The following is an 11,840-nucleotide window of genomic DNA, read 5'->3' as shown; positions in this document are numbered from 1 at the left end:
AAACGAGACGCGACGGAGCGCAGGATGCACTCCGTCGCGAATTTGTCCGTCCGTTACTTGGCGGCGCCGACGGTCTTCGGCAGCAGGGCCTGGACGTCGCGGCTCATGTCGGCCAGCACCGCATCAGGCTCCTTGGCGCGCGCGCCGGACACGATCGAGTTGAGGTGGTCCTTGATCACGTCGGTGATCTTCAGGCCGTTCTCGCCAGGGAAGGCATACCATTTGGTCAGCAGGCCGAGCTGGCTGACGGCGGTGTAGTTGTTCGGGTTCTTCTCGTAGAAGTCCTTCAGATAGACGTCGTTGGCGACCTTGTTGGGCGGCATGTAGCCGGTGGTCTCCGCCATGATCGCGGCGCCCTTCGGGCCGGTCCAGAACTTCACCACCTGCCAGGCGGCGTCGCGCTTGGCCTTGTCCTTGGCGGTGATCAGCACGACGTTGCCGCCGGCCGGCAGCCGGCCGTTCGGCTTGACCACGTCGGGGAACGCGATGGTCTTCAACGCGAACTTGCCGCCGATCATGTCGGTGGTCTTCTTCAGGTCCGAAGTCGAGGTGATGTGGATGCCGGTCTTGCCGGCCGCGAAGGTGGCGCGCATCGACGGCTGGTCGAGATTCGGCATGCCGCCCTCGGTGACCAGGCGGGCGATAGTGCGCATCGCGAACTGGCCTTCGGGGCCGCCGAACGCCACCTTGGTTTCGTCGGCGTTGAGCATGGTGCCGCCGCGCGCGAACACCGGCGCCTGCCACAGCCAGTTGCCGGTGATGTCCCAGGCGTAGGTGATGCCGTTGGTGTCCGGACCGAGCGCCTTGATCTTCTTGGCGAGGTCGAGCACGCCGTCCCAGGTCGTCGGCAGGTGGTTGACGTCGCCGCCGGCCTGTTTCACCAGATCGAGATTGACGTAGACGATCGGCAGCGAGATCGCGAACGGCAGCGCATAGACCTTGCCGCTCGCGGTGCCGATGTCGAACATCGCCTGATGGAAGCCCTGCTTGTCGAAGTCCTTCTCGGCCGCGATGTAGCCGTCGAGCGGCGCCGGGATATTCTTGTCGACCAGAACGCGAATGCGGTTCAGGCCCTGGAAGGTGACGTCGGGGAGCTGGTTGGTGACCGCCTCGCGCAGGATCTTCTGAGTGCCGTCCTCATACGATTCGTAGGGCGCGCGGAAGGTGACCTTGATTTCGGGATGTTCCTTGGCGAACTCGGCCGCGATCCGTTTGTGGGTCTCGGTGAACAGCTCCGGATACGGGAACTGCAGCACCACTTCGGTCTGCTGTTGGGCGTGGGCGATACCCGCAACCAGCGTCATCGCGGCTGCGGCGATCCATCTCTTCAGCATGTTGGCCTCCTGTTGGGGTTAGATTACTTGAGTCCGGTCAAAGTGATGCCTTCGATGAAGCGGCGCTGCGCGAGCAGGAAGGCGACGACGAGCGGGGTGATGATCACGATCGCGGCCGCCATTAGCGGGCCGTAGCTGGTGCCCGCCTCGGCGTTGCGGAAATGCGCGACAGCGAGCGGCGGCGTGTAATATTGCTGGCTGTTGAGGACGATCAGCGGCCAGAAATAATCGTTCCAGTGCGCCACCACCGAGAAGATGCCGAACGCGGTGACGGCGGGAATCGCGGTCGGCAGCATCACCCGCCAGACGATCGCGAACTCCGACATCCCGTCCATCCGTGCGGCGTCGAGCAGATCATCCGGCACGGTCATGAAGAACTGCCGCATCAGAAAGATGCCGAACACCGAAATCGTGAACGGCAGCACCAACGCCGCGTAGCTGTCGAGCGCGCCGAGCTGATACAGCAGCAGGAACACCGGAATCGCGGTCGCCTGCGGCGGGATCAGGATGCCGAACAGAACCAGCGCGAACAGCGCCTTGCGCCCGACGAAGCGCAGCTTGGCCAGCGCATAGGCGGCCGGCAGCGCGATCAGCACCTGGCAGGTGAAGATCGCCACCGTGACGATGACACCGTTGAGCAGGAAGCGGCCGAGATCGGCCTTGCCGAACGCGATGCGGAGATTCTCCCACAGCGCAAAGTGATGCGGGATCAGATGCAGGTCGCTGGAATAGATCTCGTCCGGCGGCTTCGACGCCGTCGACAGCATCCAGACAAACGGCGTCAGCATCAGCACCGCGCCGAGCATCAAAACAGCGTGGCGGAAACCAGCGCGGATCAGGCTTCGTCGCGCGGCGCTCATGCGTAATGCACCTGCTTGGCGGCGAGCCGCGATTTCACCAGGGTCAGCAGCAGCACCAGGCCGAGGAACACCACGGTCACCGCGGCGGCATAGCCGGAGCGGAAGAACTCGAAGCCCTCCATGTACATGGTGTGGATCAGCACCTCGGTGGACTTCGACGGGCCGCCTTTGGTGAGGACGTGGACGGTATCGAACACCTGGAACGACCGGATGCCGGTGATCACCACCACGAACAACGTCACCGGTCCGAGCATCGGCCAGGTCACCAACCGGAATCGCGACCACGCGCTGGCCGCGCCGTCGATTTCGGCGGCGTCATAGAGATGCTTGGGGATCGACATCAGCCCGGCCAGGAACAACACCATATTGAAGCCGACCGCCTGCCAGATCCCGATCACGCACAGCGCGTACAGCGCGGTGCCGCGATCCTGCAGCCACGGATGCGGCGCGAGGCCGACCATCTTGATCAGCCCGTTCACCAGGCCGAACTGCGGATGCAGCATGAACTCCCACACGATCGCCATCGCGATCAGGGTCGCCATCACCGGCAGGAAGTAAATGGTGCGATAGAAGCTGCGCAAGTGCGCTCCGCTCTCGATCAGCATCGCCACGCCGAGCCCGAGCACGATCGAGCCTGGCACCGCGATCACCGCGTAAGTGAGCGTGTTGGTGAGCGAGATCCAGAACACCCGGTCGACGACGAGCTGCTGATAATTGGCAAGTCTGATCCAGGCGAACGACGGCGCGCCGAGCTGATAATCGGTGAACGACAGCGCGATCACGCCGGCGAGCGGCCCGAGCAGCATCAGCAACATCAGCGTGAACGCCGGCGCGACCAGGCCGTAGGCGACGGTGCCGCGGCTCCGACGACGCGGTCTGGCCGAGGCGCGCACGTCGGGCAGCGCGTCGAGATCACGTAGCGAGACGGCAGTGTCAGACATCGCGACCTCAGACATGGGCCACCTCACGGATCGTCTCGATGGACGTACCGGTCCGAAGCGCGAGCCGCTTGCCGGCGGCATCGAACAGCCGGATCGCCTCGGGCGCAAAGCCGAACCGCTGGGTGCTGCCGATCGCTGGAAGCCGAAGCGGATCGTCGAGCCGGGTCACCACCGGATCGTTCAGCCCTTCGCAGCCGAGATGCACGAAGGCTTCGGCCCCCATGTTCTCGACATGCATCACCACGCCGGACAGATCGCCGCTCCCGAGACTGATCCGCTCCGGGCGGACCGCGACGCGGCAGGGCCCGGCGCTGGCCCCGGCCCTTACAGAGAGCACGCGATCGAGCATCACGATCCGGCCGTCGGCCTGTACGGTGCCGGGCAGCACGTTGATCTTCGGGCTGCCGATGAACTCAGCGACGCGGATATCGCGCGGATTGTCGTAGACATCGCTCGGCGTGCCGACCTGCACCAGCTCGCCACCGATCATCACGGCGATCCGGCCCGACATCGTCATCGCCTCGGCCTGATCGTGCGTGACGTAGACGAAAGTCGCTTTCAGCCGGCGATGCAGCTGCGCGATCTCGGCGCGCATGTGCACGCGAAGCTTGGCGTCGAGGTTGGACAGCGGCTCGTCGAACAGGAAGCCGACCGGCTCGCGTACCAAAGCGCGACCGACCGCGACGCGCTGGCGCTGGCCGCCCGAGAGCTGCCCGGGCTTGCGCGCGAGCAGCGGCGAGATTTCGAGATGCGCCGCGACGCGCTCGACATCGGCGCGAATGCCGCGCTCGACGCGGTAGCGGTTCGGCAGCAGCCGCCCGAGCAGCGGCGCCCGCTCCAGCGCCGACAACCGCTTCATTCGCAGAGGCACCGCGATGTTGTCGAACACCGACAGATGCGGGTACAGCGCGTAGGATTGAAACACCATTGCGAGATTGCGCGCGCTCGGACGGATGTGATCGACCGCGACGCCGCCGATCTGCACTTCGCCGGAGCTCTGCGGCTCCAGTCCGGCGATCACCCGCAGCAGGGTGGACTTGCCGCAGCCGCTCGGGCCGACCAGCGACACGAACTCACCGTCGTGGATCGACAGATCGACGCCCTTGAGGACTTCGGTGTCGCCGAACGATTTGCGGATCGCGCTGAGCTCGATCTTCGCCATCACCTGTCCCCTGGCTTGGTTGCGATGCGGCACAGGGTTAAGGGCGGCGTCTGACAGTCACATAACGGTCAGCAGCCGGGCTTATGACGCTCACTAGGTTTCCTGGTGATACGGAGCAGCGAGCGCAATGGCTCTGACGTCGGCGCGGGTCCGCGCCGTCAACGCCGTGTTCGATGCCGGCAGCTTTGCAGCCGCGGCGCGGCGGATCGGCGTGACGCAATCGGCGGTGGCACAATCGGTGCGCGAACTCGAAGGCGAGTTCGGCGTGACGCTGTTCGAGCGCCACGGCGCCAATCTGATTCCGACCTCGCTGTGCCGCCAGCTCTACGGCGCCACCAGCCGGATGCAGGCGATCGAGACCGACGCGGTGTCGATCCTATCGCAGCGCGAGGAACTGGCCGGCGGAGAACTACGCGTCGGACTCGGCAACTCGATGCCGGGCATGGCGCTGATCGCGACCTTCAAGCAGATGTATCCCAAGGTGCAGGTCGCGATCGAGATCGGAAGCTGGTCGGCGATCGTCGCCGCCGTGGTCGATCAGCGCGTCGACATCGGTGTGCTGCCGGACGTGCCGGCCGATCGCCGCTTCCGCCGCGAGGTCTGTCTCGAACAGCGCGTCGTGGCGCTGTGCCATCCGAGCCATCCGCTGAAGAAGAAACAGCAGGTCCCGATCGCCGAGCTGATGCGCTATCCGCTGGTGTTCCGCACCCGCGACTCCTCGACCCAGCGCGCTGTCGACCGCGCGTTCCGCACGGCCGGCCTGCGGCCGATTCCCTCGATCGTGGTCAACACCCGCGAAGGCATACTGGAGGCGGTCGCCAACCATCTCGGCGTTGGCTTCATGTGGGAGCACGGCTCGAGCCGGGTCGACCGCATCGCCAAGGTGCCGATCACCGAACTCGATGCCGAGTCGCCGGAGTGCATCTTCGCGCTGGCCGGCAAGAAAGGGCGGCTGGTCGAACTGTTCTTCCTCGCCCATGGCACGCACTCACCACCGCGCGGATAACGGCGTGCGAGTGCGGTCACGGGCCCGCCGCGGCCGACACGAAGGCCCGCACCACCTCACTGTCGGGATGGCGGACGACCTCGGCAGGCGCACCGACTTGTTCGAAGCGGCCGGCGGACAGGATGGCCAGCCGATCACACTGCATCGCCTCCGGGCCGTCATGCGTGACGATCAGCATCGTCAGGCTGCCGCGCGCGTGAACGCCGCGCAGAACCTGCCACAGTCCGGCGCGCACCAGCGCGTCGAGCGCGCTGAACGGCTCGTCGCATAACAGCAGATCCGGCTCGATCACCAGTGCCCGCGCCAGCGCCACCCGCTGCCGCATCCCGCCGGAGAGCTGGCGCGGATATTTGCCGGCATCCTCGCCGGAGAGTCCGACGTTCGCGAGCATCGCACGGGCGCGGTCGCGCCGCTCGCATCGGCGAAGGCCGAGCGCAATCAGAGGAAACGCCACATTGTCCAGCGCGCTGCGCCACGGCAGCAGCGCCGGGTCTTGAAACACCATGCCGAGCCGCTTGCTGCGGCGTTGCACGACGCCGGCGTCCGGCATCAAGAGCCCGGCGGCGAGCGCCATCAAGGTGCTCTTACCGCTTCCGGACGGGCCCATCACCGCGGTGATCGAGCCCGCCTCGACGTCGAAATCGATGTCGCGCAACACCGGCGCCGCCTGATAGCCAAACTGCACGCCGCGGAACTGCAGTAGCGGCCCGCTCATCGGCGACCGCTCCGCTCGTCGTCGCGCCACAGCCACAGCCGACGCTGCAACGGCTGCAGCACACCGGCATCGACCACGATCAGCACGCCGACCACAACCACCACCCAGGCCATGGTCTCGGCGGTGTCGACATGAGCGCGTGCGGCGGCGAGACCATCGCCGATCCCGCCGGCGCCGGCGAGCAGCTCGGCCATCACCGCGACCTTCCAGGACATCGCCAGCGTGGTCACCAGCGCCGGAAACAGATGGCTCAGGAGTTGCGGCCCATACACCTCGATCAGCCGTGGCCAGAACGGCACCTGATAGACCCGCGCCATGCGGGCGAGCGTACCATCGAGACTGCGAACGCCCTCGAGCGCCGCGCCGAACAGCATTGGCCCGATGGCGGCCGCGACCGTGACCACCACCGCCCAGCGCCCGCCGAACCACAGCAGCGCCATCACCACCCAGGCGATCGCCGGCACGCCGAGCAGGATGATGGCGACCGGCTGCAATGCGCGCTGCGCTTCTTCGCGTAGGCCAGCGAGCATCCCGGCACACGAGCCGATCAGCACGCCGATCAGCCAGCCGAGCCCGGCATTGCCGGCGGTCTCGAGTAGCGCCGGCCCGACCTGCCCGACGCGGATCATCCGCCACAGCGTCAGGACCGTGTCGCCGAGCCCCGGGAGGACCAACGGCCCATACGCACGATGGCCCGCCTCCCACAGCGCCAGCAGCAACGCGATGCCGATCAGGCTCCAGGCCCACGAGATCCGCGTGTTACTTCGCCGCACCGGCCGCTCACCCCGCATAGAACGCCGGATCGGGCAGCCAGCCGCCGACGATGCCGGGATCGAGCTCCATCAAATTCTTAAAGTACAGTTCGATGTCTGCGCGAGCCTCCCGCGCCGAAACGGCGTCAAGGCGGACATGCGGCAGCGACGCAGCGATCACTTCGGCGGACAGGCCGAGCGCCGGCGCGGCAAGTTCTGCGGCCTCTGCAGGATGCGCCGCAATCCAAGCGCTGGCTTCAACGCAGGCGGCCTGTACCGCCGCGACGATCTCGGGCTGAGTGTTCAAGAGTTCAGCGCTGACTGCGAGTCCGACTTGCGGAATCCGCGGCCCGCGCCCGGTGTGGCGGCCGTACAGTTCGGCGATATCCAGCACCCGGTACACCGGCTTGCCCTCCCGCTCGGCGCGGAGCAGCGCGGTGGTGGCGGCGGGTTCGTGCAGCACCGCGACCTCGCTGCGGCCGGCGAGAAACAGTGGCACCGCTTCGCCGGGCGAGCCGACATATTCGCAGCGGACGTCGCGGTCCGGATCGAGCCCGGCCCAGCGCAGCACCAGCCGAAACAGCAGGTCGGGCGCTTCATTCTTGTTCGACAGCAGAATGCTGCGGCCGGCGAGATCCGCGACCGACTTGATCGCCGGATCGCGAGCCATCACGTAGAGCACGCCCCAGGTGACGACGTTCAGCATCCGCGTTCCGGCGCCGCGATTGAAGAAATTGGCGGCCGCATAGGTCGAGGTCGCGAACAGCCGGAACTGCCCCGACGCGATGCCGGCGCGCATCTGGTCGGTGCTCTTCCAGAGCTGAAAGCGAATCCCAGGCGCGGCCTGCTGCAGCCGCTCCGACGCCACGGCGCGGACGAACAGCGCCGACGGCGTCGCCGGAATCCCCCACAGGGTCAGCGGCTCGGCGGCGAACGCCCGCGTCAGCCCCAGCGCCGGCAACGCCGCAAGGCCGCGCACCACATCGCGCCGATTGGGGACCAGATGCGGTGGCGGCGTCATCTCGCGCATTCCCCGTCAGTACAGGATGGTGCTCATGGTGAGATCGTCCCAGATCTCCTTCACGGTATGCTGCAGCTCGCGTTTGCGCGAGGCGTAGTGGGTGTGCAGCAGCCGGTGCGCGATATCCGAGTTCGGCGCCTGCAGCAGTTCGCGATACAGCGCCTGCACCTGCGGATTGTTGTGCGACTGCCGGACCTTCGCGGCACGGTCGACGTTGTAGATGGTCTCGCGGCGCTTCAGCGCGAGCGGCAGATACGCCTTCTTCGAACGCAGCGACCCGCCGCCGTCGACGCAGCCGCCCGGGCAGGCCATCACCTCGATGAAGTCGTACTCCGCTTCGCCGCTCAGCACCGACTCCACCAGCTTGCGGGTATCGCCCAGGCCGTGAACCATCGCGATCTTGACCTCGCCGACCGCACCGCCGAGATCGACCCGCGCCTCCCGCAAGCCTTCGAAACCGCGCAATTGCGTCAGCTCGATGCGATCCAGCTCGCGGCCATTGACCAGCGCATAGATGGTCCGCACTGCCGCTTCCATCACGCCCCCGGTGGTGCCGAAGATCGCGCCGGCACCCGAATAGGCGCTGAGGAACGGGCGATCGAACTGCGACGACGGCAGGTCCTTCAGATCGATGCCCTCGCGCCGCAGCAGCCGGGCGAATTCGCGCGTGGTCAACACCAGGTCGGTTTCGGGCCGCCCATCGTGGACCATCTGCGGCCGCACCGCCTCGTCCTTCTTGGCGATACACGGCATGATCGAGATCACCCGGATACGCTCGGCCGGAACGCCGAGCTGCGCCGGCAGATAGCTCTTGGCGATGGTCGACAGTACCTGCTGTGGCGACTTGGTCGAGGACAATAGCGGCAGCACGTCCGGATAGTGGATCTCGGCGAAGTTGATCCAGGCCGGGCAGCACGACGTGAAGGTCGGGTGCCGCCCCTGCTTCAACCGCGCCAGCAGCTCGGCGCCCTCCTCCATGATCACTACGTCGGCAGCGAAGTTAGTGTCGAGCACCACGTCGACGCCGAGCTTGCGGCAGGCGGCGATGATCTGGCCCTCGACATTGGTGCCGGCAGGCAGACCGAATTCTTCACCGAACGCGACCCGCACTGCGGGCGCGAACTGCACCACGGTGACGACGTCCGGATCGCAGATGTAGTCGAGTGCCCGATCGGTCTCGTCGCGCTCGCCGAGCGCGCCGGTCGGGCACACCAGCACGCATTGGCCGCAGGACACGCACACCGAATTCGGATAGCCGTCGGCATCGCGCAGCGCCACCATCCGGTCCAGCCCGCTGCCTTCGATCGCCAGCGCGTCGATCTTCTGGTGATAGCGGCAGATCGCGACGCAGCGCTGGCAGCGGACGCAGCGCCGCATGTCGCGCACCATCGACGGCGAGCTGTGGTCGACCGGGCGCGACTCGGTCCGTTCCCGATCGAAGAACCGGTTCTGCTGCAGCCCGACGAACTGTGCCAAATCCTGCAGCTCGCAACTGCCGTGCCGGATGCAGGTGGCGCAATCCTGCAGATGATCGGCCATCAACAATTCAACCTGCAGGCGCTGCATGTCGCGCGCCTTCTTGGAGCGGGTCTGCACCTCCATGCCGTCGCGCACCGGCGTATTGCAGGCGGTGACGATCTGCGGGGTGTCCTTGCCGGCCTGCAGGATCTCGACCAGGCAGACCCGGCAGGCGCCGGGGGTGTGGTCGATGTCTTCCAGTTCGCATAGCGTCGGGATGTAGACGTCGTAGCGCCGCGCGCAGGACAGGATGGTCTCGTTGGCGAAGCCGGCGCAGGCGACGCCGTTGATCGACAGCGTGATCGTCGCCTCGGTGGGATCGCGGGCGGGGTGGCTGGCCTGATCGGGCGTACACATCGCTTCAAGCCGCTCCTTCCGGGATCGGATGCTTGGTGACGACGGAATAGACGCGATAGCAGCGCATGCAGCGCTGGGTCTCCGTATAGGCGGCGCGGGCGTCGATGGTCTGCTCGACCTCGCCGAACATGTGCTTGCGCAGCTCGGGATCGATTTCGGGATTGTGAACCCGATAGGCGTTGCGCACCGGGGCCTCGACGATCTCGTCGGCCAGCATGTGATTGTCGGCGATCAGCTTGCGCATCCGCGATCGCTTGAAGAAGCGCACAGAGCCATGCTGAATCCAGTCGTCGATGTTGCGCGCTGCCTTCAGTCCTGCAGCCATCGCGTAAACAAGCGTAGACGGACCGGTGACGCAATCGCCGCCGGCAAAAACTCCCGGCCGCGAGGTTGCCAGCACCCGGTCGGTCGCGACGCAGCGCCAGCGGTCGAACGCAATGCCGTCGCTCTCGATCAGCGGACCGTCCTCGACCTGCTGGCCGATCGCTGCGATCAGCACGTCGCAACGCATCGCGGTCTCACTGCCCGGAATCGGGCGTACCGAGCTGCGACCGCCCGCATCGGGCGCGCTCGCCTGCATCTTCGTCAGCACCACCCCGGTGACCTTGCCGTGGTCGGTCACGATCTCGGCCGGCGCGCTGAGGACGTGGAATTCGACGCCTTCGGCCCGCGCGGCTTCGATCTCCACTGGGTCCGCCGGCATGTCGGCCAAGGTTCGGCGATAGACGACGTGGACCTTCTCGGCGCCGAGCCGGATCGCCGAACGCACGCAGTCCATCGCGACGTTGCCGCCACCAACCACCACCACCTCGCCCTCCAGCGCCAGGGGCGCAATGCCATCGACGTGGTCGTGAACCTTGAGCAGGAAATCGATGCCGCTGAAGTAGCCGTCATGCGCGACATCTTCGCCGTCGACGCCGAGCCGCGCGCCCTGCTGGCAGCCGAGGCCGAGGAATACCGCGCGGTAGCCGCGCGCGAACAGATCGTCGACCGAGAAGTCGCGCCCGAGCCGCTGATCGAACAGAAACCGGCCGCCGAGATCGACGATGATGTCGGTCTCCAGCGCCAGCGTATCCTTGGGCAGCCGGTAGCTCGGAATCCCGATCTGCGCCATGCCGCCAGCCTGGCTCGCCTTGTCGAAGACGTCGACGTGATAGCCGCGCAGCAGCAGGTGATAGGCGCACGAGATGCCTGCCGGCCCGGCGCCGATCACCGCCACCCGCATCCCGTCGGCGAGCGGCTTGCGGATCATGTCGCGGCTGAATTTCAGCGCGTGCGGACCGCTCTGCTGGTCGGCCACATAGCGCTTCAGCGTCTTGATACCGACCGCCTCGTCGACGAATTTGCGCCGGCATGCCTGCTCGCAATAGCGCACACAGACCCGGCCGCAGGTCGCAGCCATCGGGTACTTCTGCAGCAGGACGCCGAGCGAGCTTTCGGGTTTGCCGTCGCGGATGTAGTCGATGTAGCGCGGCACGTTGACCTTGGAGGGGCAAGCCTCGATGCACGGCGCCGTCACATAGGCCATGCCGTGCTGCGTCGGGATCGGCCGGTGCGGCGCGAGCTCCTGGTCGATCCGCGCGCGAAACTCGCGCAGCACCGCCAGCAGCGCGACCCCACAGGTCTGGCCCAGCCCGCACAGCGAGGTCTGGCGGATCTGCTCGCCGAGCACCGCGATGTCGTCGAGCGTGAGCGCCGCGTCCATTCCGCGACGCATCTGATCGAGCGCGTCCCGCACCAGCACCGTGCCGATCCGGCAAGGCGTGCAGGCCCCGCAGGACTGCTCAGCAGCGGTCTTCAGGTAGTGATAGAGCGCATCGACCAGCGACACCGTGGGATCGAAAACGAAGAACCCGCGGTCGGCGATGAAGGCCCGGATCGCGTTGCCCTCGTCGAACGCGTCGAAATTCACCAGCGCATAGCCTGCGACCCGCGCGTCGACTCCGCCGGCGCGTGCGTCGTAGGCGACGCCGTCCCAGACCCCGTACACCACCTGCGTCATGTCGACCCCGCCCCAGGGTGCTGCCCGCATCGATCAGCCGATCAAAGCCGATTTGCGCTGATCCCGTGATGATACAGATCACAAATCATCGGCCGGCCGCGCGACTGCGGGACGGAGTGCGGATCGGCGAGGCGAGATTTCGTCGGCGCAGTGGGGCGCGTGGGCGGGAAGG

The 11,840-nt window shown here is 66.7% G+C and carries 10 protein-coding genes; 1 reads left to right on the top strand and 9 read right to left on the bottom strand.

The window, feature by feature from the left end; all coding sequences use genetic code 11:
* Window positions 1-53: 53 nt before the first annotated feature.
* The 4 genes from M9H71_RS10540 to M9H71_RS10525 are packed head-to-tail and all read right to left on the bottom strand — an operon-like array spanning window position 54 to window position 4,297.
* Window positions 54-1,334: an ABC transporter substrate-binding protein gene (locus M9H71_RS10540; RefSeq protein WP_455404976.1), complete on the bottom strand. Its 1,281-nt coding sequence runs from the start codon at window positions 1,332-1,334 to the stop codon at window positions 54-56.
* 23 nt (window positions 1,335-1,357) lie between these two features.
* Window positions 1,358-2,194: a carbohydrate ABC transporter permease gene (locus M9H71_RS10535; protein WP_455404975.1), complete on the bottom strand. Its 837-nt coding sequence runs from the start codon at window positions 2,192-2,194 to the stop codon at window positions 1,358-1,360.
* Window positions 2,191-3,135 (bottom strand): carbohydrate ABC transporter permease, encoded by a 945-nt coding sequence (locus M9H71_RS10530; protein WP_455404974.1) that lies wholly within the window; start codon window positions 3,133-3,135, stop codon window positions 2,191-2,193. Before M9H71_RS10530 ends, M9H71_RS10535 begins: the two co-directional genes overlap by 4 nt.
* 7 nt (window positions 3,136-3,142) lie before the next feature.
* On the bottom strand, window positions 3,143-4,297 hold the full coding sequence (locus M9H71_RS10525) for an ABC transporter ATP-binding protein (RefSeq protein WP_455404973.1): 1,155 nt from the start codon (window positions 4,295-4,297) through the stop codon (window positions 3,143-3,145).
* Between the two features lie 127 nt (window positions 4,298-4,424).
* Between M9H71_RS10525 and M9H71_RS10520 the strand changes: the two genes are divergently transcribed.
* Window positions 4,425-5,303, top strand: a complete 879-nt coding sequence (locus M9H71_RS10520) for a LysR family transcriptional regulator (protein WP_455404972.1) — start codon at window positions 4,425-4,427, stop codon at window positions 5,301-5,303.
* A gap of 16 nt (window positions 5,304-5,319) precedes the next feature.
* Here the strand turns inward: M9H71_RS10520 and M9H71_RS10515 are convergent, their stop codons facing one another.
* The 5 genes from M9H71_RS10515 to M9H71_RS10495 are packed head-to-tail and all read right to left on the bottom strand — an operon-like array spanning window position 5,320 to window position 11,698.
* On the bottom strand, window positions 5,320-6,018 hold the full coding sequence (locus tag M9H71_RS10515) for an ABC transporter ATP-binding protein (RefSeq protein ID WP_455404971.1): 699 nt from the start codon (window positions 6,016-6,018) through the stop codon (window positions 5,320-5,322).
* Window positions 6,015-6,791, bottom strand: a complete 777-nt coding sequence (locus M9H71_RS10510; protein WP_455404970.1) for an ABC transporter permease — start codon at window positions 6,789-6,791, stop codon at window positions 6,015-6,017. The genes M9H71_RS10515 and M9H71_RS10510 overlap by 4 nt, the downstream gene beginning before the upstream one ends.
* A 7-nt stretch (window positions 6,792-6,798) precedes the next feature.
* Window positions 6,799-7,791, bottom strand: a complete 993-nt coding sequence (locus M9H71_RS10505) for an ABC transporter substrate-binding protein (protein WP_455404969.1) — start codon at window positions 7,789-7,791, stop codon at window positions 6,799-6,801.
* 15 nt (window positions 7,792-7,806) lie between these two features.
* Window positions 7,807-9,666, bottom strand: coding sequence for a [FeFe] hydrogenase, group A (locus M9H71_RS10500; RefSeq protein ID WP_455404968.1), 1,860 nt, complete (start codon window positions 9,664-9,666; stop codon window positions 7,807-7,809).
* Window positions 9,667-9,670: 4 nt separating this feature from the next.
* Window positions 9,671-11,698 carry an FAD-dependent oxidoreductase gene (locus M9H71_RS10495; RefSeq protein ID WP_455404967.1) on the bottom strand — a complete coding sequence of 676 codons (2,028 nt, stop codon included), beginning with the start codon at window positions 11,696-11,698 and terminating at the stop codon, window positions 9,671-9,673.
* Window positions 11,699-11,840 lie beyond the last annotated feature (142 nt).

The sequence above is a fragment of the Rhodopseudomonas parapalustris genome, assembly GCF_053772255.1.
The sequence above is the reverse complement of the archived record's forward strand: the minus strand, read 5'-3'. Positions and strand labels throughout refer to the sequence as shown.